20 protein-coding genes are annotated in these 19,056 nt (G+C 65.2%); 8 read left to right on the top strand and 12 right to left on the bottom strand.

The genetic code is table 11. The annotated features are described in order from the left end of the window. Positions 1 to 5 precede the first annotated feature (5 nt). The 3 genes from cbiB to C5F46_RS02515 are packed head-to-tail and all read right to left on the bottom strand — an operon-like array spanning position 6 to position 2,343. Complete coding sequence (gene cbiB / locus C5F46_RS02525; protein ID WP_107323793.1) at positions 6 to 947, bottom strand: adenosylcobinamide-phosphate synthase CbiB; 942 nt, start codon at positions 945 to 947, stop codon at positions 6 to 8. After that, the gene (locus C5F46_RS02520; protein WP_107323792.1) at positions 944 to 1,771 is read right to left on the bottom strand and encodes a propanediol utilization protein; all 828 of its coding nucleotides are present in this window, start codon (positions 1,769 to 1,771) and stop codon (positions 944 to 946) included. The genes cbiB and C5F46_RS02520 overlap by 4 nt, the downstream gene beginning before the upstream one ends. Further along, positions 1,768 to 2,343 (bottom strand): histidine phosphatase family protein, encoded by a 576-nt coding sequence (locus C5F46_RS02515; protein WP_107323791.1) that lies wholly within the window; start codon positions 2,341 to 2,343, stop codon positions 1,768 to 1,770. The genes C5F46_RS02520 and C5F46_RS02515 overlap by 4 nt, the downstream gene beginning before the upstream one ends. 51 nt (positions 2,344 to 2,394) lie before the next feature. On the opposite strand from C5F46_RS02515, the gene cobU reads away from it, so the two are divergent. The 4 genes from cobU (at position 2,395) to C5F46_RS02495 (ending at position 5,144) form a co-directional block, all read left to right on the top strand. After that, positions 2,395 to 2,901 (top strand): bifunctional adenosylcobinamide kinase/adenosylcobinamide-phosphate guanylyltransferase, encoded by a 507-nt coding sequence (cobU, locus tag C5F46_RS02510; protein WP_107323790.1) that lies wholly within the window; start codon positions 2,395 to 2,397, stop codon positions 2,899 to 2,901. Position 2,902: 1 nt separating this feature from the next. Further along, positions 2,903 to 3,922: a nicotinate-nucleotide--dimethylbenzimidazole phosphoribosyltransferase gene (gene cobT, locus C5F46_RS02505; RefSeq protein WP_107323789.1), complete on the top strand. Its 1,020-nt coding sequence runs from the start codon at positions 2,903 to 2,905 to the stop codon at positions 3,920 to 3,922. After that, positions 3,919 to 4,677, top strand: a complete 759-nt coding sequence (locus tag C5F46_RS02500; RefSeq protein WP_107323788.1) for an adenosylcobinamide-GDP ribazoletransferase — start codon at positions 3,919 to 3,921, stop codon at positions 4,675 to 4,677. Before cobT ends, C5F46_RS02500 begins: the two co-directional genes overlap by 4 nt. Positions 4,678 to 4,748: 71 nt before the next feature. Next, positions 4,749 to 5,144, top strand: coding sequence for a rhodanese-like domain-containing protein (locus C5F46_RS02495; RefSeq protein ID WP_107323787.1), 396 nt, complete (start codon positions 4,749 to 4,751; stop codon positions 5,142 to 5,144). 38 nt (positions 5,145 to 5,182) lie between these two features. On the opposite strand, the gene gyrB is transcribed toward C5F46_RS02495, so the two are convergent. The 7 genes from gyrB to mutM form a co-directional block, all read right to left on the bottom strand. Continuing rightward, entirely contained in the window at positions 5,183 to 7,603 is a 2,421-nt protein-coding gene (gyrB, locus tag C5F46_RS02490) for a DNA topoisomerase (ATP-hydrolyzing) subunit B (RefSeq protein WP_107323786.1), read from the bottom strand. 79 nt (positions 7,604 to 7,682) lie between these two features. Next, positions 7,683 to 8,759 (bottom strand): DNA replication/repair protein RecF, encoded by a 1,077-nt coding sequence (recF, locus tag C5F46_RS02485; RefSeq protein ID WP_107323785.1) that lies wholly within the window; start codon positions 8,757 to 8,759, stop codon positions 7,683 to 7,685. A gap of 46 nt (positions 8,760 to 8,805) precedes the next feature. Beyond that, complete coding sequence (gene dnaN / locus C5F46_RS02480; RefSeq protein WP_107323784.1) at positions 8,806 to 9,924, bottom strand: DNA polymerase III subunit beta; 1,119 nt, start codon at positions 9,922 to 9,924, stop codon at positions 8,806 to 8,808. Between the two features lie 104 nt (positions 9,925 to 10,028). Beyond that, entirely contained in the window at positions 10,029 to 11,396 is a 1,368-nt protein-coding gene (gene dnaA, locus C5F46_RS02475; RefSeq protein ID WP_107323883.1) for a chromosomal replication initiator protein DnaA, read from the bottom strand. A gap of 472 nt (positions 11,397 to 11,868) precedes the next feature. Beyond that, positions 11,869 to 12,135 carry a 30S ribosomal protein S20 gene (rpsT, locus tag C5F46_RS02470; RefSeq protein WP_107323783.1) on the bottom strand — a complete coding sequence of 89 codons (267 nt, stop codon included), beginning with the start codon at positions 12,133 to 12,135 and terminating at the stop codon, positions 11,869 to 11,871. 93 nt (positions 12,136 to 12,228) lie between these two features. After that, complete coding sequence (locus C5F46_RS02465; protein WP_107323782.1) at positions 12,229 to 13,005, bottom strand: enoyl-CoA hydratase; 777 nt, start codon at positions 13,003 to 13,005, stop codon at positions 12,229 to 12,231. Between the two features lie 60 nt (positions 13,006 to 13,065). Next, positions 13,066 to 13,917: a bifunctional DNA-formamidopyrimidine glycosylase/DNA-(apurinic or apyrimidinic site) lyase gene (gene mutM, locus C5F46_RS02460; protein WP_107323781.1), complete on the bottom strand. Its 852-nt coding sequence runs from the start codon at positions 13,915 to 13,917 to the stop codon at positions 13,066 to 13,068. A 93-nt stretch (positions 13,918 to 14,010) separates the two neighbouring features. Here mutM and ubiE point away from each other — a divergent pair, with 93 nt between their 5' ends. Then, positions 14,011 to 14,775, top strand: a complete 765-nt coding sequence (gene ubiE / locus C5F46_RS02455) for a bifunctional demethylmenaquinone methyltransferase/2-methoxy-6-polyprenyl-1,4-benzoquinol methylase UbiE (protein WP_107323780.1) — start codon at positions 14,011 to 14,013, stop codon at positions 14,773 to 14,775. A 1-nt stretch (position 14,776) separates the two neighbouring features. Further along, positions 14,777 to 16,306: a 2-polyprenylphenol 6-hydroxylase gene (gene ubiB / locus C5F46_RS02450; protein WP_107323779.1), complete on the top strand. Its 1,530-nt coding sequence runs from the start codon at positions 14,777 to 14,779 to the stop codon at positions 16,304 to 16,306. Between the two features lie 4 nt (positions 16,307 to 16,310). Here the strand turns inward: ubiB and C5F46_RS02445 are convergent, their stop codons facing one another. Together C5F46_RS02445 and fliK are read right to left on the bottom strand one after the other, a co-directional pair. Further along, positions 16,311 to 16,979 (bottom strand): flagellar hook capping FlgD N-terminal domain-containing protein, encoded by a 669-nt coding sequence (locus C5F46_RS02445; protein ID WP_107323778.1) that lies wholly within the window; start codon positions 16,977 to 16,979, stop codon positions 16,311 to 16,313. An 11-nt stretch (positions 16,980 to 16,990) separates the two neighbouring features. Further along, on the bottom strand, positions 16,991 to 17,536 hold the full coding sequence (fliK, locus tag C5F46_RS16560; RefSeq protein ID WP_168796814.1) for a flagellar hook-length control protein FliK: 546 nt from the start codon (positions 17,534 to 17,536) through the stop codon (positions 16,991 to 16,993). Between the two features lie 866 nt (positions 17,537 to 18,402). Here fliK and C5F46_RS02435 point away from each other — a divergent pair. Both C5F46_RS02435 and C5F46_RS02430 read left to right on the top strand, forming a co-directional pair. Continuing rightward, entirely contained in the window at positions 18,403 to 18,690 is a 288-nt protein-coding gene (locus C5F46_RS02435; protein ID WP_107323776.1) for a rod-binding protein, read from the top strand. Beyond that, positions 18,687 to 19,031: a hypothetical protein gene (locus tag C5F46_RS02430; protein WP_107323775.1), complete on the top strand. Its 345-nt coding sequence runs from the start codon at positions 18,687 to 18,689 to the stop codon at positions 19,029 to 19,031. The genes C5F46_RS02435 and C5F46_RS02430 overlap by 4 nt, the downstream gene beginning before the upstream one ends. Positions 19,032 to 19,056: the final 25 nt, after the last annotated feature.

Here is a 19,056-nt window from a genome sequence, read left to right as displayed (position 1 = left end):
CCCGCCTAGAGCGCCGCAAGTAGCAGCAATAGCGCCCCCAGCGCAACCATCGCGCGACGATAGAGCGCAAGGCCACGCGCCAGATCGGCGGGCGTCGGGTCGGGGGCGCCGGGGTTCAGCCACGGCTCATTCGCCACCCGGTCGGCATAAACGCGCGGACCCGACAGGCGGATGCCCAGCGCCCCGGCCATCGCGGCCTCGGGCCAGCCTGCGTTGGGCGAACGGTGCTGGCGCGCATCGCGGCCCATCACCGCCAGCGCGGCGCGCGGGCGCGACGAAACCGCGGCGAACACGACCCCGGTCAGCCGCGCCGGGATCAGGTTCGCCACATCGTCGATGCGGGCCGCGGCCCAGCCGAACGCCTCGTGCCGGGGGGAGCGATGGCCGATCATCGAATCGAGCGTGTTGATCGCCTTGTAGGCGGCGATGCCGGGCAATCCCGCCACCACGCCCCAGAACAGCGGTGCCACAATCCCGTCCGAGGTGTTTTCGGCAAGGCTTTCCATCGCCGCGCGGGCGACCCCGGCTTGGTCCAGTTGCGCGGGGTCACGCCCCACGATCATCGACACCGCCTGCCGGGCGACAGCCAGATTGCCCGCCGAAAGAGGCCGCGCGACGGCGGCCACATGATCATGCATCGACCGGGCAGCCACCAGCGGCCAGGCCAGCACCCCCGCCAGCACCGCGCCCGTCCAGCCGCCCGGCAACAGGGCCTGCACCAGCGCCCCGGCGGCGGCGGCCAAGCCGATCACGCCCAGCGCCGCCACCAGTCCCGCCGCCCGACGCGCGGCATCGCGCGCAGTCTCGCGGTTCAGACGCCGGTCAAGCGCCGCAATCAGTCGCCCGATCCAAGTGACAGGGTGGCCGATGCGGGCATAGAGACGGTCGGGCCAGCCAAGGGCCGCATCGACCGCCAGCGCGATCAGCATGGCAAGGGCGGTGGTCATCGCTCGCCTCCGGTGTAAAATTGCACAAGGCGGGTGAAACCTGCCGCACGCAGGGTTGCCCCGGCCCCCGCAGGCACGGTGCCGGGGGCAAAGATCAACCCGCGCGCGGCGCCGGTATGGGCGATGCAAAAGCCCAGCGCGCCCAGATCGCGGGCGATCTGCGGCGTGGGGTCATCGTGATGGCCACGCCAGCGCAGGGTTCGTCCAGCCGAGGCCGATGCCAGGTCTGCAAGCCCCTTCAGATCGCCCGACACGGCTACAGAGCGCCACCCTTCGACCAGATCGGAGATGTCGGGAAAATCCGCCTCTGCCGGGTCGGTCCGCTGCAAAGGGCCGTAAAAACCGCCCAAGATCTCCATCCGCGGCAGGGCGGGAAGCCGATCCAGCACCTCGGCCCGGCGCGAGGCCCACAGCAGGCATTCGGGAGCGGCAAACATCAGCGGGTCGCTGGCGCCTTCGGCCGCAACACAGGCGCGCGCCAGCACCAGCGGATCGCCGCGCCAGCCCGCCAGCCGCGCCAGCACCACCAGCGATGCGGTCGAGGCCCCGGCCCCGCCGCCCGCCGGCATGGTGGCACGCAACACCACGCCGCCAGACAGCCGCAGGCCCAGCACCGCCAGCAAATGCCGCGCCTGCGCGGGCGTGGCCAGCCGTTGCCCTGCACCATGAACCCGCAGACCATGCCCCGGATAGTGCCAGCCCGCCACCCCCAGCCCCAGGCAGGGCAGCGTCACCAGCGACACGGGGCCGTCGGGGCCAAGGCGGCCCTGAATGAATTCACCGAAATGGCCGGGCACCCAGGCGGGGGGCGGGGCCACGGTCATGCCGGCGTCCAGTTCACGCAGCCCACGGCCCAGCCGCCGCCCGCCAAGGCCGTGATCCGCGTCAGCGACAAGGGCGCCACCTGAAAGGCCAGCGCCGGGCCGGGGGCACCCAGCGCCAGCGCAAGCCCTGCCCGCACGGTGCCCGCATGCGCCACCACCGCCACCCGCCCGCCGGTGGCCAGCGCTACCAGCGCGGGGGCGGTGCGGGCGCATTGGTCGGCGAAACTTTCGCCCCCCGGCGGGCGGTGATCGGCCAGATCGGGCAGCGCCCGCAGCCCAAGATCGGGCAGGTCGGCGTAGGGCACGCCCTCCCACGCGCCAAAATCCTGTTCCCACAGCCGGGGGTCAGCATGGGGCGCGGCATCTGGCCACAGCGCGGCGGCGGTCTGGCGGCAGCGCAGGGCGGGACTGACCAGCCGCCGGTCAACCGCCCCCAGCGCCGCGCGCAACGCGGCAAACGCCTGATCTGACGTGCAATCGGCGGGCACATCGCGGCGCCCGGCCAGCCTGCCGCCGGTGATCGCGGGGGCATGCCGGATCAGCAACAACTCCGTCGTGAGGGCCTCGGTCACGGTCGCATTTCCTCTTCCGCCTTGCGGGCGTTTCTGCTTTGTCACGGCACCATGAGCAAGACGATACTGATCACCGGCGGCGCCCGTTCGGGCAAATCCGCGATTGCCGAGGCGCAGGCGCTGCACTTTGGCACGCCTGCAACCTACATCGCCACCGCGCAGGCCTGGGATGCCGAGATGGAGGCGCGGATTGCCACCCATCGGGCGCGACGGGGGCCTGAATGGGTGACCCATGCAGAGCCGCTGGATCTGGTCGGCGCGCTGGCCGCCACCGACGGGCAGGGCCCGCGGCTGGTCGATTGCCTGACGCTGTGGCTGACCAATCTGATGCTGGGCGGCCACGACTGGCGCGCCGCGGCGCGCGCGCTGTGCGACGCCCTGCCCCGGCAGCGCGATACGGTGGTGATCGTCACCAACGAGGTCGGCGCCGGGATCGTGCCCGACAATGCACTAGCGCGCGAGTTCCGCGATGCCGCGGGGCTTTTGAACCAATGGGTTGCTGCAACAGCGGATGAGGTTTTCCTTGCCGTTGCGGGCCTGCCTTTGAAAGTGAAATGACATGACCGAACCCGTTTTTCCGCTGCGCTCTCTGGCCGAGGTCGCCACGCTGGCCGACCGCCTGCCCGCCCCCGACGCCACGATGGCCGAGGCCGCCCGCACCAGGCAGGCGCAACTGACCAAGCCGCAAGGCTCGCTAGGGATGCTGGAGGAGATGGTGGAGCTGATGGCCGCCGTCCGCGGCACCGCGCGCCCGGTGATCGATCGCGCGCAGGCGCTGGTATTTGCGGGCAACCATGGGGTTTGTGCCCAGGGCATCAGCCAGTTTCCGCAAGAGGTGACAGTGCAGATGGTCGCCAATTTCCACAGCGGCGGGGCGGCGATCAACCAGTTGTGCCGCGCGGCGGGGGCGCAGCTTGACGTGATCGAGATTGATCTGGACAAGCCCACCGCCGATTTCACCCAAGCTGCCGCGATGACCGAGGCGGAGTGCCTGGATGCGATCAACCGCGGCGCGGCTGCGGTGGACCCGGCCGCCGATGTGCTGATCGTAGGCGAGATGGGCATCGGCAACACCACGATTGCTGCGGCGCTGGCGGCGGGCATCTGCGGCGGCGCAGGGGCCGACTGGGTGGGCATGGGCACCGGGGTGAACCCCGAGGGCGTCGCGCGCAAGGCGGCCGCGGTTGATGCGGGGCTGGCGCGCCATGCGGGGCTTGACCCGATGGGCACGCTGGCCGCCCTTGGCGGGCGCGAAGAGGCCGCGATGGCGGGCGCGGTGCTGGCCGCGCGGGCGCATCGCATCCTGGTCATTCTGGACGGGTTCGTCTGCACCGCCGCGGTGGCACCGCTGCATGCCGCCGATCCGCGGCTGCTGGACCATTGCATCGTCGGCCATGTCAGCGCCGAGCCGGGGCACCGGCGGCTGTTGGCCACTTTGGGCAAAAAGCCGGTGCTGGACCTTGGAATGCGGCTGGGCGAGGCCTCGGGGGCGGCAGTGGCGCTGCTGGTGCTGCGCGCCGCCCTGGAATGCCACAACGGCATGGCCACCTTTGGCGAGGCCGGGGTTTCCAGCGCATGACCCTGCGCGCGCGGATCGCCGAGGCGCAGGTGGCAATGATGCTGCTCACGCGCCTGCCCGCGGGCCGGATCGGTGGTGACGCGCCCGGTTTTGCGGCGGCGGGCTGGGCCTTTCCGCTGGCCGGGCTGGCGGTGGGCGCGGTAGGTGCGGCGGCGGTGCTGGCAGCGCTGGCGTTGGGCCTGCCGCCCGCCTTTGCGGCCGGGCTGGCGCTGGCCGCCGGTGCGCTGGCGACCGGCGGCATCCATGAAGACGGGCTGGCCGACTGCGCCGATGGCTTTGGCGGGGGCCGCACGCGCGAGCGCAAGCTGGAGATCATGCGCGACAGCCGGATCGGCAGCTATGGCGGACTGGCCCTGATGCTGAGCCTGGGCCTGCGCTGGTCGGCGCTGGCCACACTGGCCGAACTGCACGGCGGGCTGGCCGCTGCCGCGCTGATCGCGCTGGCCGCAGCCAGCCGGGCAACGATGCCGGTGGCGATGGCGCTGATGCCACCTGCCCGCGCCGACGGGCTGGGCCATGCGGCGGCGGGTGCGGCGGGGCCGCGGCCCTGGGTTGCGGTGCTGATCGGCATCGCCTGCCTTGGGCTGGTTGGCGCGGCAGCCCCCGTGGCGCTGGCGACGATGGCACTGGCGGCCTTTGCCTTGGCCTGGCTGGCGCGCCGCCAGATCGGCGGGCAAACCGGCGATGTGCTGGGCGCAATGCAGCAGACGGCCGAAATAGCGGGCTGGGCCGCGGTGCTGGCGGTGCAGGCCTGATCTGCGACGCGGGCGGCTGAATCCGTCACAACTTCGTGCTAAGCTGCGGAAAAGCCAAACAGGAGGTTCCGATGGCCCGCACCGTGAAAGAGATGATCGCCGCCGCAAATGCGGCTGTTCCCCACATTCCTTTTGCCGAAGCCGCAGCGATGATCGCTGAAGGAAAGGCGCTGGTGCTGGATGTGCGCGATGCGCCCGAGGTTGCGACGTCGGGAAAGGTTGCGGGGGCGCACCATATCTCGCGCGGGATGCTGGAGTTTCGGGCCGACCCGGACTGTGCCTATCACGACCCGCATTTTCGCAAGGATCAGCCGGTGATTCTTTATTGCGCCTCGGGCGGGCGGTCTGCGCTTGCCGGGATGGTTCTGAAAGAAATGGGCTATGATCAGGTCTACAACCTTGGCGCCTTCAAGGACTGGGCCGAGGCGGGCGGCAAGGTTGAAAAATCGCTTGATCCGGGGATGTGACGACCGACGGGCCGCCCCAAGGGGCGCCCCATGTCCGATCAGAAATCAAGGTTTTCGACGCTCAGCGCATTGGTCTGGATGAATTCGCGCCGCGGTTCGACCACATCGCCCATCAGCTTGGTAAAAATGTCGTCGGCCTCGGCCACATCATCGATCTTGACCTGCAACAGCGTCCGCGCCGACGGGTCGAGCGTGGTTTCCCACAACTGTTCAGGGTTCATCTCGCCCAACCCCTTATAGCGTTGCAGCGACAGGCCCTTTTCACCCTCGGCCAGAATCGCGGCCAACAATTCGATCGGCCCGTGGATCAACTGGTCGCGGTCCTTGCGCACCAGACGCGCGGGCTGGCCGTAAACCTCGCGCAGCGCCTCGGTATGGGTGGCGAGCCTGCGCGCCTCGCCCGAGCGCAGCACCGGACCATCCAGCGTGCGCGCCTCTTCGACGCCGCGCAGGCTGCGGGTAAAGCGCAGGCCATGGTCCTGCGTCGGCCGGCCCTGCCAGCCGCGTTCATATTCCAGCGCCACCAGATCAAGCCGGTGCGCCACCTCGTCGGCCACACCCTGCGCATCGACATCGACACGACCAGGAAGCAGCGCCCCGGCAATCGCGGCCTGTTCCAGAATGCGCTGCGGGTAATGCGTGGGGAACGCCTGCAAGATGCGTTTGACCATCCGCGCCTCATCAACCACGCGGGCCAGATCGGCGCCGATGATCTCTTCGCCCGAGGCCAGCCGCAACACCGCGCCCTCGACACCCTGCTGGATCAGAAAGTCATCCAGCGCAACCTGATCCTTGAGGTAGACCTCGGACTTGCCGCGCGCGACTTTGTAAAGCGGCGGCTGCGCGATATAAAGGTGGCCCGCCTCGATCAGTTGCGGCATCTGCCGAAAGAAGAAGGTCAGCAACAGCGTGCGGATATGCGCACCGTCCACGTCGGCGTCGGTCATGATGATGATCTTGTGGTAGCGCAGTTTGCCCAGATTGAACTCGTCGCGCCCGATTCCGGTGCCCAGGGCGGTGATCAGCGTGCCGATCATGTCGGATGACAGCATCCGATCGAACCGCGCACGTTCCACGTTCAGGATCTTGCCGCGCAGGGGCAGCACGGCCTGGTTTTTACGCTCGCGCCCCTGCTTGGCCGAGCCACCGGCCGAGTCACCCTCGACGATGAACAACTCGCTCAGCGCGGGGTCTTTTTCCTGACAATCTGCCAGCTTGCCGGGCAGGCTGGCCACATCCATAGCGGTCTTGCGGCGTGTCAGTTCGCGCGCCTTGCGGGCCGCTTCTCGGGCCAGCGCGGCCTCGATGATCTTGCCCACGATGTTCCGGGCGGGGCCGGGGTTTTCCTCGAACCATTCGCCCAGCTTTTCGTTCACGAGGTTTTCCACCGCGGGGCGCACCTCGGATGAAACCAGCTTGTCCTTGGTCTGGCTGGAAAATTTCGGGTCAGGCACCTTGACCGACAAAACGCAGGTCAGACCCTCGCGCGCATCGTCGCCGGTGAAATCGACCTTTTCTTTTTTCGCAATGCCGGATGATTGGGCATAGGCGTTGATGGTGCGGGTCAGCGCGCCACGGAAACCCGCAAGATGCGTGCCACCGTCGCGCTGGGGAATGTTGTTGGTAAAGGGCAGCACGGTTTCGTGGTAGCTGTCGTTCCACCACATCGCCACCTCGACCCCGATCCCGCCGCGTTCGCCGGTGATGAAGATCGGCTCGGCCATGACCGAGGCTTTGGAGCGGTCCAGATAGCGCACGAATTCGCGCACCCCGCCCTCGTACATCAACTCTGTGCGTAGCGGCTCCACCGGGCGCTCATCTTCCAGAATGATGCGAACGCCCGAGTTCAGGAAGGCCAGTTCGCGCAGCCGGTTTTCCAGCGTCTTGAACACATAGTCCAGATTGGAAAACGTCTGGGTGGAGGCGAGAAAGCGCACCTCGGTGCCCTTTTCGCCCGGCGCGGCATCGCCAACCACGCGCAAGGGTTCCACCGTGTCACCATGCACGAATTTGGCGTAATGTTCCTTGCCGTTGCGCCAGATCCGCAGCTCCAGCCATTCCGACAGGGCATTGACCACCGACACGCCCACACCGTGCAAACCGCCCGAAACCTTGTAGCTGTTCTGATCGAATTTGCCGCCGGCATGAAGCTGCGTCATGATCACCTCGGCGGCCGAAACCCCCTCGCCAGCGTGGATATCGGTCGGGATGCCGCGGCCGTTGTCGCGCACCGAAACGCTGCTGTCGGCATGAATTTTCACATGCACATAGTTGGCATGGCCCGCCAGCGCCTCGTCGATGCCGTTATCGACAACCTCATAGACCATATGGTGCAGGCCCGAGCCATCGTCGGTATCGCCGATATACATGCCCGGACGTTTGCGCACCGCCTCCAGGCCCTTGAGAACCTTAATGGAATCGGCGCCATAATCGTTCGGCTGTGCGTCGGTTTCGGTCATGCCTGCTTCCCTTGGAATTGTTGCCCTCTTATAGGGGCTTCGGGGGGGATTGTCACGCGCCCGACACCAGATTTGGGGGTCAAAGGGGGCATCTCTCCACAACCGAAAGCCCCGCGACCTCATGCACGGCAAAACCCTGGCCACGCGCACCGAGGCTGTCGAACAGTTCAGGCCCGGTGCCCGTCATCAGCGCCTGAAGGCCAAGGCTGCACAACTCGTCATACAGCGCGGCGCGGCGGGCGGCATCCAGGTGGGCGGCCACCTCATCCAGCAGGAGCACGGGGGCGGCACCCTCGGCGGCCAGCGCACGGGCATTGGCAAGGATCACCGAAATCAGCAGCGCCTTCTGCTCGCCGGTCGAACATTGCGCGGCGGCCACGCCCTTGGCGGCAAAGACGGCCTCCAGATCGGCGCGATGTGGGCCTTCCAATGTGCGGCCCGCGGCCATATCGCGCCCGCGCCCCAAGGACAGGGCGGCAGCCAGATCGTCAGGTCCATCGCCGGTGAGCGCAAGATCGGCCGCCGGAAAGGCCGTTGCCGCCCCCTGCTGCGCGGCGGCGATCCGGGCCAGCGCCTGCACCCGGTTGGCGCGGATCGCGGCCCCCGCCTCGGCCATCTGGCCTTCCAGCGCGCCATACCATCCGGCATCGCGGACCCCGTCCTTCAACAGGCGATTGCGTTCGCGCATCGCTTTTTCATAGGCCAGCACTGCATCGCCGTGATGCGGCAGGAACGACAGGGTCAGCCGGTCAAGAAACCGCCGCCGCCCCTCGGGCGCCTCGATCCACAGCCGGTCCATCGCGGGCACCAGCCACAGCACCCGCAACAGGCGGCTCAGCGCCACCTGTGGCGCGGGCTTGCCATCAAGGATCACCTCGCGCCCCTGCCCCGGTTGCGCGCCGGTCTCGATCTCGTGGCTGACGCCCTCGTCCACCACCCCGGCCCGGATCTTCCAGCCCAGATCGCCGGGGCTGCGGGCCATGTCTTCGGGCGCAGCACGGCGCAGGCCACGGCCCGGCGACAACAGCGATACCGCCTCAAGAATATTGGTCTTGCCCGCGCCGTTCGGCCCGAACAGCGCCACGGGGCGCCCGTCCAAGGTCAGATCAAGCCGCCGGTGCGAGCGGAACTGCAAAAGCGTGATCCCGGTCAGCACCGCGCGCCCCGTTGGCAAGGGTCAGGCCGGACCGATCCGGCCCGCATCACACCCGCATCGGCATCACGACATAAACCGCCGAGGTGTCGTTGCCCTCGCGCATCAGCGTGGGATCGCCTGACGAATTGAACAGGAACACCGCATTTTCCCGATCAACCTGCGAGGCGATTTCCAGCAGGTATTTGGCGTTAAAGCCGATTTCCAGCCGTTCGTCACCATAGGCCACGGCCAGCTCCTCCTCGGCAGCGCCCGCATCGGGGGCGTTGACCGACAGGACAAGACGATCCTCGTCAAGGCTCAGCTTGACCGCGCGGCTCCGTTCCGAGGACACAGTGGCGACGCGGTCCACCGCGCGGGCGAACTCGGCGGCATCCACCTCCAGCCGACGGGTATTGCCGGTCGGGATGACGCGGGTGTAATCGGGGAAGGTGCCATCGATCACCTTCGAGGTCAGCGTGATCGCCGGCGTGGCAAAGCGCACCTTTGTTTCAGACACTGACACCGCGATCTGCGCCTGATCGTCATCCAGCAGCTTACGCAGTTCGCCCACCGTCTTGCGTGGCACGATCACGCCGGGCATCCCCGCCGCCCCTTCGGGCAGGGGCGCATCGATTCGTGCCAGCCGGTGGCCATCGGTGGCCACGCAGCGCAGCACCGGGCCATCTTCGCCCTGCGCCACATGCATATAGACACCATTCAGGTAATAGCGGGTTTCTTCGGTGGAAATCGCGAATTTCGACTTGTCGAACAGCCGCCGCAACACGCCCGCGGGTGCGGTAAAATTGGCGCTGTATTCAGACGAGGCCATCACCGGGAAATCTTCTTTCGGCAGCGTTGCCAGATTGAAGCTGGACCGCCCCGCCATCACCGCCAGCCGCCCCGAAGCCGGGTCATCGGTCAGGTTGACCAGCGCGCCATCGGGCAGTTTGCGCACGATTTCATGCAGCATCACCGCAGAAACCGTGGTGGCCCCGGCACGCTCGACCTGGGCGGGGGCCTTGTCCACCACCTCGATGTCCAGATCGGTGGCGCGGAAGGATACGGTGTTGGCCTCGGCCTCGATCAGCACATTGGCCAGGATCGGAATGGTGTTGCGCCGCTCCACCACCGATTGCGCCTGCGCAACGGCCTTGAGAAGTGCCGCGCGTTCAATGCTGATCTTCATGTCTACCCCCAAAGGCCACCGGGACCGGAAAACTAGCAGTTTTCCGCGCAGGCTCAAGAATTTTCGGGACTTTCCGCTGCATTGTCGGGGCCGTCAAGGCCCCGTCATGCTTCCAGCAGGCGCCGCAGCAGATCAAGGTCTTCGGCCATCTGCCGATCGGCGCCTTTCAACTCCTCGACCTTGCGGATGCCATGCATGATCGTGGTGTGATCGCGCCCGCCAAAGCGGCGGCCGATTTCGGGCAGGCTACGGGTAGTCAGATGTTTCGACAGATACATGGCAATCTGCCGGGGCCGTGCGATGGTGCGCACCCGCTTAGGGCCGATCAGGTCAGACAGGCGCACATTGTAATGCTCGGCCACCTTGCGTTGAATCTCCTCGATCGTGACCTTGCGGTCCGAGGCGCGCAGGATATCGACCAGACATTCCTGCGCCAGATCAAGCGTGATTTCACGCCCCACCAACGAGGCGAAGGCAAATAGCCGCGTCAGCGCACCTTCCAGAACCCGGACGTTGGTGGTGATGCGATGGGCCAGAAACTCCAGCACGCCGTCGGCAAGCTTCAGTCCGGCATATTGGCCACGATACATCTCGGCCTTGGTTTGCAGGATGCCCAGACGCAGCTCGTAATCGGTGGGGTGAACATCGACCACCAGACCACATTGCAGACGCGACTTGATCCGCTCCTCCAGATCCTTGATCTCGCCCGGCGCGCGGTCGGCCGAAATCACGATCTGCTTGCGCTGATCGACCAGCGCATTGAAGGTATGGAAGAATTCGTCTTGCGTGCTGTCCTTGCCCGCAATGAACTGCACGTCATCGACCATCAGCACATCGACCGACCGGAACATCTCCTTGAAGTCCATGATCTGGCGGTCGCGCAGCGCCTGAACAAAGCGATACATGAACTGTTCCGCCGACAGGTAAAGCACGCGCAATTCGGGGCGGCGGGCCTGCAATTCATGCGCAATGGCATGCATCAGGTGGGTCTTGCCCAGCCCCACGCCGCCATAGAGAAACAACGGGTTGAAGGTGACAGGGCCGCCTTCTGCCACACGGCGGGCGGCGGCATGGGCCAGCTCGTTCGGCTTGCCCACCACGAAACTGTCAAAGGTAAAACGCGCGTCAAGCGGCGCACCGGCCAGATCGGCCTCGTCACCTCGGGCAGTTTTGCGGATGCGGGCGGCAGCCGGTTCCGGTGCAGTCAGCGTTTGTGCGGGGATCGGGCGCAGTTCGGGCACCCCGATTTCAAGCCGCCCCACAGCCGCGCCAAGGTTCGACAATTCGCGCAGGATATGGTCGGAAAAATTGCGCATGACCCAGTCGCGCATGAATTTTGTGGGCGCGTCAAAGCGGACGATACCGTCAGACAGATCAACCAGACGCAGCGGCTCGATCCAGTTCGCAAAGTTACTTTTGCCAACTGCTTTGAGAAGCTCGGCTCGCGCCACTGTCCACAACTCTTCCGTCATCATTCCGCCTGTCCATCCGCGCCAACCGCCGCGCCCCTTGCCCCCGGGTGACAGAATACAACGCCAGAGCCCCAGGGGTGATGAGGATCACCGACTGTGCGCGGACGCAGCATTCACAATGTCTGGACACGCAACAAAAACCCCCCGGAAAACCGTGGTTGGCCTCTGCCCGTTCGATCAACAGGCAAGGCCTGCCGCCGAATCGTATTGGCCTGCCTGTGCAGCAGGGCAGGCAGCGGGCATCGGGTTTGCCCCGACAAGTCCCGCAACAATACGTCATGTCCCCCAGGCGACGTGAATCGCATCGTTACGCTAGCAAGCCGCCGGGATCATCCGCAACAGAACTTCGCGCTTGACGCGCGCTTTGGCGAAACGAATCTCAAAACTGTGGCAGAAACTTTCAAGGCATTGATTTCAAACAAAAAGCGCGGCCTTATGGCCGCGCCCTTTGACTGGTCGCTTAGCGACAATTTCAGGCGGCAATCGCCTTCACGCGCGCCGCAAGGCGCGAGATCTTGCGCGCCACGGTGTTCTTGTGCAGCACGCCCTTGGTGACGCCACGCGCCATTTCCGGCTGGGCGGCACGCAGCGCGGCGACCGCGTTTTCGGCGTTGCCAGAGGCGATCGCCTCTTCAACCTTGCGGATGAAGGTGCGGATCCGCGAACGGCGCGCTTTGTTGATGTCGTTGCGGCGCTCGTTCTGGCGTGCGCGCTTCTTGGATTGGGGCGTATTGGCCATGAGTCGTTTTCCGATTTCGGTAGGGATAATCCTGAAGCCGCGCTTCTATGCGCGACTCACTCTCAAGTCAACGGGGCGGGCGAAGTTTTTGCCCTAACGGTCGCGGAACTGCGGCTGGCGCTTTTCAAGAAAGGCCGACATGCCTTCTTTCTGGTCTTCGGTGGCAAACAGCGCATGAAACACGCGGCGTTCATACAGCAGCCCTTCGCGCAACGTGGTTTCATAGCTGCGGTTCACCGCCTCCTTGACGACCTTGACGGTTAGCGCCGATTTCTCGGCAATCTTGCGGGCGGCGGCCATCGCCTCGGGGATCAGCTTGGCGGCGGGAACGACGCGGCTGACCAGCCCCGAGCGTTCAGCCTCGGCGGCATCCATGAAGCGGCCGGTCAGGTGCATGTCCATCGACTTTGACTTGCCGACAAAGCGCGTCAGCCGCTGGGTGCCGCCGATGCCCGCCACCACGCCAAGGTTGATTTCGGGCTGGCCGAATTTGGCGGTGTCAGCGGCGATGATGAAATCACAGATCATCGCCAACTCGCAGCCCCCGCCCAAGGCATAGCCCGAAACGGCGGCGATGATCGGCTTGCGCACACGCAGCATCGCTTCGGTTTCGGGAGTGAAGAAATCTTCGCCGAACATATCAACAAAGCTTTTTTCGGACATTTCCTTGATGTCAGCGCCGGCGGCAAAAGCCTTTTCCGAGCCGGTAAGCACGATGCAGCGCACAGTTTCATTGGCATCGAGCGCCGACAGCGCGTCAGCCAATTCGCCCAGAAGCTGAGAATTCAGCGCATTCAGCGCATCGGGGCGGTTCAGCCGGATCAGCGCGACATAGTCTTCGATCTCGACGATCAGGGTTTGATAGGCCATGAGGCGATGCCTTTCCTTTGGTCCGGGCGGAGTCCTATCAGGCCCAAACGGTTTATCAAGTCATCTCTGGCAGGCCGGGCACCAGAACGAGGACCGGCCCGACTGCACGATCCGGGTGATGGTGCCATTGCAACCGGGTGCGGGGCAAGGTTGCCCTGCCCTGTCGTAAACGCGGAATGTGTGCTGGAAATAGCCCAGTTCGCCATCGGCCTGGCGATGGTCGCGCAAGGATGACCCGCCCGCCTCGATCGCTTCGGCCAGCACCGTGCGGATGATCGGCACAAGCGCCGCCAGCCGCGCCGCCGAAATGCGCCCGGCCTTGCGGCGCGGGTCGATGCCAGCACGGTGCAGCACCTCATTCACATATATATTGCCCAGTCCGGCCACGATGCGCTGATCCAGCAGCGCCGCCTTGATCGGGGTTGCGCGGCCCTTCAGCCGGGCAATCAGATGGTCTTCGTGAAAGTCGTTGCCAAAGGGTTCGGGCCCCAGATCGCGCAGCAGCCAGTGATCGGCGGCAGTATCGGTCGCCATCAGGTCCATCGCGCCGAAACGGCGGGCATCATTAAAGACGACATGCGCCCCCGAGGCCATGTGCAGGATCACATGGTCGTGTTTCAGCGGCGCCGCCTGCGGGTGATGAAACTGCCCCGGCGCGGTGCCCGAAATCAGCATCCGGCCCGACATGCCCAGATGAATCAGCAGGGTTTCCCTGGTGCTGAGGTCGGCCAGAATGTATTTCGACCGGCGCCGCAGACGCAAAACGCCCGCGCCCCCAAGCCGTTCGGCCATACGATCCGGCAGGGGCCAGCGCAGATCGGGTCGGCGCACATCGGCCCGCACGATCTGCCCGCCCTCCAGCACCGGGGCAAGGCCACGGCAGACGGTTTCAACCTCAGGCAGTTCGGGCATATCGGCTCCTGTTGCGCCTCATTTGTGTTGTCGCATTGTCTTGGCGCGCTAGACCCGTATAAGGAAGACGACATTTCAGGAACGGCAAGGCCCATGAACGCGAACACCTCGACAGATGCGCAGAACACCACCCATTTCGGCTTCCAAACGGTGGCCGAAGGTGAAAAGGCGGGGCTTGTGCACGGCGTTTTTTCGCGCGTGGCCTCGAAATACGACATCATGAACGACCTGATGAGCGTGGGCATCCACCGGCTGTGGAAAGATGCGCTGATGGATTGGCTGGCGCCGCGACCGGGGCAGAAACTGCTGGATGTGGCCGGCGGCACCGGCGATGTGGCCTTCCGTTTCCTCAAACGCGCGCCGGGCGCTACTGCCACCGTCTGCGACATGACCGAGAGCATGTTGATCGAAGGGCAAAAGCGTGCGGATGCCGAAGACATGGCCGATCGACTGGATTGGGTCGTGGGCGATGCGATGGCGCTGCCCTTTGCCGACAATTCCTTTGATGTCTATACCATTTCGTTCGGCATCCGGAACGTGACCCGCATCCCCGATGCGCTGTCGGAAGCCTACCGCGTGCTGAAGCCCGGCGGGAGGCTGGTTGTGCTGGAGTTCAGCCAGATCCCGAATGACATGCTGCAAAAACTTTACGACGTTTACTCGTTCAACGTGATCCCGGTGATGGGTCAGATCGTGGCGAATGACCGCGACAGCTATCAATACCTTGTGGAATCGATCCGCAAATTCCCCGATCAGGAAACCTTTGCCCGGATGATCCGCACCGCCGGGTTCAGCCAGGTCAAATACCGCAACCTTTCGTTGGGCATCGCTGCGCTGCATTCTGGCTGGAAGATTTAAGATGCGCGGCCCGCACAACATCTGGCGCCTGATCCGCACGGGCGCCACGTTCGAACGTTCGGGCGCGATGAAACTTGCGCTGGAAGAGATGCAGGTAACGCCACGGTTGCAGTTGGCCGCGCGCATCATGGGCTGGCCGTTCAAGGCGCTGGGGATCAAGGGCGACGCGAACCTGCCGCCGATCACCCAGGCGATAACCGCGCTGGGGCCGGCCTACATCAAATTTGGCCAGATCATGTCAACCCGGCCCGATGTGGTTGGCGCCGAACTGGCTGATGAATTGCGAATGCTGCAGGACAAACTGCCCCCCTTTTCCATGCGCGAAGCCAAGGCGCAGGTTCTGGCGGAACTGGGCAGCCCGGTCGAGGTTCTGTTTTCGGAGTTTTCCGAACCAATCGCGGCTGCCTCGATCGCGCAGGTTCACCGCGCCCGGCGCGCCGATACTGGCGAGGAAGTGGCAGTCAAGATCCTGCGCCCTGGCATCGAACGCGCCTTCCGCAAGGATCTGGACGCCTTCGACTTTGCCGCAGCCCTGATCGAATTCGTCGCCCCGGCTTCGCGGCGGTTGCGGCCCTCGGATGTGATCGCGCATTTCGAAAGCGTGGTCGAGGGCGAGCTGGATTTGCGCCTTGAAGCATCGGCGGCGCTGGAGTTTTTCGCCAATACCCAGCACGACAAGGGCTTTGCCGTTCCCCGACCGCATCTGGACCGGTCGGCGCGGCGGGTAATGACCATGGGCTGGGTCGAGGGGGTGCCGCTGGGCGATGTGGCTGCACTGCGCGCCGCGGGCCATGACCCGATGGTGCTGGGCGAACGGGTGCTGCAACTGTTCCTCAGCCATGCGCTGCGCGACGGGTATTTTCACGGCGACATGCACCAGGGCAACCTGAAGGTTACCGCCAACGGCGATATCGTGGCCTATGATTTCGGGATCATGGGCCAGATCGATGAATACACCCGGCGCGTCTATGCCGAAATCCTGATGGGCTTTATCCAGAAGGATTATCGCCGCGTGGCCGAGGTGCATTTCGAAGCGGGCTATGTGCCGCGCGACCGCAATGTGGTCGATTTCGCCCGCGCCCTGCGGGCGGTAGGCGAGCCGATTTTCGGCATGGATGCCGAACAGATCTCGATGGCGCGTCTGCTGGCCTATCTGTTCGAGGTGACCGAACGCTTCGGGATGCAGACGCGCACCGAACTGCTGCTGTTGCAGCGCACGATGGTTGTGGTCGAGGGGGTGGCGCGCTCGCTCAACCCGTCGGTCAACATGTGGCACGTCGCCCAGCCGGTTGTGGAAACCTACATCCGCGAAAATCTGGGGCCGCGCGCGGCGCTACGCGACCTGACGCGGACGGCGCGGGTTCTGGGCCGCTTTGGCACCCGGATGCCAGAGATTGTCGAAGCGGCACTGTTGCGTCAGATCGAACCTGCGCCGGAACCCATCCGCCCCAGCCGGTGGCGTGAACTGGCCCTGGTTGCCGTCGGCGGGGCGCTGGTTGCGGCGGGCGTAGCGCTAGCGGGGCTGTTATAGCCCCTCATCTGCCCTCGCGCAGCGCGGTCACCTCCTCGACCGCGATGGTAGCACCACCATTCAGCACAAGCTGGGTGCCCGTACTGCCACCGCGAGCCTCGACGATGCGAGAATAAACCTCGACCTGCGCCTGCGACAGCAGGGCGCCGTTCGCATAACTTTCCAGCGAGAAGCCATAAAGCCCCGCATCCAGAAGATCGCCCGCCGCGCTGACGCCTGCCCAGTCGACTGTATCGTCAGAAACGATGATCGGGCGGCGATCCACCTCGCGCCCGGCTGAATCGGTCACCACCAGAACGGCCTGATCGGCGCCCAGAGCAGGGCTGGGGGAAAGCGTGATCGAGGTATGCCCATCAAACCACGCGGGAGCCGCGGCGCGCGCCTCCATCCCGACCCAGCCAGCGTATTGCCCGATGCCCATCAGCCCCATCTGACCGCCTAACGCCTCCAGCAGGGTGTTGGTCTTCACCTGCTGTTCAACCCCGGAAAACGTGGCAAGCTGCACCGCATACTCCGAACTTTCGATCGGGTTCAGCGGATCCTGATTTTGCATCTGCGTCGTCAGCATCAGCAGGAATGTTTGAAAATCAGCACTGATCATCCCTGCGGAGGATGCGCTTTGCGATACGCCCGACGTCGCGGCGGCAGAGGTGTTGGATACGGCGCTGACCATTCATGACCCTTTCAAATGCGCAGATCGAGCCCCGATCCCATCGGGGCGGCGTTAATCGGGACGAGGGGCACCTCGGCCGATGTCGCGGCGGCGACAGGCACCACCAAATCCTCGGCGCCGGAAGGGCACCCACCCGGCCTCCGGCCCGGCGGCTCCCCGAAGCTGAAGGTGACGGAGGTAAAGCCCAGATCACGAAAATCACGGGCCAGAAGATCAATATTGCGGCGCAACAGATCCAGCGTCTCGGGGCGGTCGCTTTGAACGGTGACGGTGATCCCGGTGTCGGATGTAGACATTGTCATCCGCACCCTCCCCAATTCTTCGGGCGTCAATGTCAACTCCAGCGGGCGATCGGGCAGACGCGCGACAGCCTCGGCGATCTGGCGGAGGGACGAGGGGGAAAGATCGGGCATGGTGGGGGCCAGCGCCGCGGCCTGGCTCGCCCCGCCGCGATCGGAAGGGGCGGAGCCAGTGGGGTTGGTCAAACTCTCGCCCCCAGCCCCGGCAGTAGGCGCAAGCAGATCGCCTGCCCCGGCAGGCGGAGCTTCACCAGCCACCGCGCCCCCCTCACCGGCTTGTGGCTCTAGCATGAGGGACGGCGCACGATAGATCGCATCGGCACAAGCGCGTCCCCTTCCAGGCGCCCCGGCAAAAGTGATCGCGGCAGCCGAATCTTGTCGCGGCATAGCCTCGGCAGACAGGCTGCGCAGCGCCACCGCCAAGCCCGGCACAGCAGATTGCGCGGGCGCCACCCCTGCCCCCGCGGGACTGGCGGGTACGGTCAAGGTACCGCTTTGCCCCACCAGAGCAGACCCCGATGCTGGCGACGCCTGCGCCTCTTCTGTGGCCGCCATCGCAACTTTGCCCTGCCCCGCCTCCTGCGGTTCGGGGTCTGATATAGCCCCCGAATGCGCGGCAGAGCCAGTGCCAGCCTCTGACATCGGCATGGGCCGGGCGACAGCCGATCTGGCGCTGTCGCTCTTTTCTTGCGATATGGCTGGGGCGGGCGGCACTGCGCGCGCCCCTGCCATCTCAGTATCGTCAATGGCTGCCCAGCCGAACCACGGGGCAATGGTTTCAGGGGCGGGCACCGCCCCCCCAGCTTCTCTTGAAAATTCAGCAGGGGGCGCATCGGCCTCCGCCCCAAGCTCTGCTTTGCACGGGCCTTCTGTCAAATCATCGGACAGCATGCCCTTGATCGCATGGTCGAACGAATACTCCTGACCCGGGGCACTACCCGGCGCACCACCGGTTACGGGCGCGATGGTCCGGCCCGGCGACATGCCAAAGGTTTCGCAGGTGACAAGGGCCATGATCCTCACACAGTCGGTTGCTCTGATGTCGAGCATGGACGCGGGAAGTTACCAGTTGTTTACTCGCCTAGACGCATAATCAGAAAAATTGCTGGAAAGGATGCCCTCGGATGCCAGACCCGATGATGACAGTGCCCCGCGGCATCGCCGGAGTGCCCCGTGCGCGCGATCACGACGCACTGCAAAAGGCCTCCGTGGCGCTGGAGGCAACCTTCCTGGCCGAAATGTTAAAGCATGCGGGGATGGGCGAGGCGCAGGATAGTTTTGGAGGCGGCATCGGCGAAGCTCAGTTCGCGTCATTTTTGCAGCAAGAACAGGCGACAGCGCTGGCCGAGGCCAGTGGAATCGGATTGGCCGAATCGCTGTTTCACGCGCTGGTGAAGGGGGACAGGCCATGACGAATGATATCGATGGCGCGGTTTTGCATCTGGCGCAACTGCTTGACACAGAACGCAAACTGATTCGCTCTGGGCAGTTGGGCATGCTTGCAGATATCGTCGCTCAGAAGGAATATCTTGTCGCGATCCTGTCACTCGCAGGCGCGGAAAAGCTGGCGATGCTGTCGAACCACCTGCATGAGAATCAGCAGCTTCTGGCCGCAGCGATCAAAGGGCTGCGCGCGGCACGGCAAAGGGTTGAGATGATCCACCGCGCCAGTCACAGCCTCGACAGCTATGACAGCCAGGGACGCGCCCGCAGCATTGGTCCTGCCTGCTCCAGCATCGAGCGGCGAGCGTAAATCAAATAATTCTGAAATGGTGAAA

This window comes from Phaeovulum veldkampii DSM 11550 (assembly GCF_003034995.1).
GTDB classification, from domain to species: Bacteria; Pseudomonadota; Alphaproteobacteria; order Rhodobacterales; family Rhodobacteraceae; genus Phaeovulum; species Phaeovulum veldkampii.
This window is presented reverse-complemented; position numbering and strand designations above follow the sequence as displayed.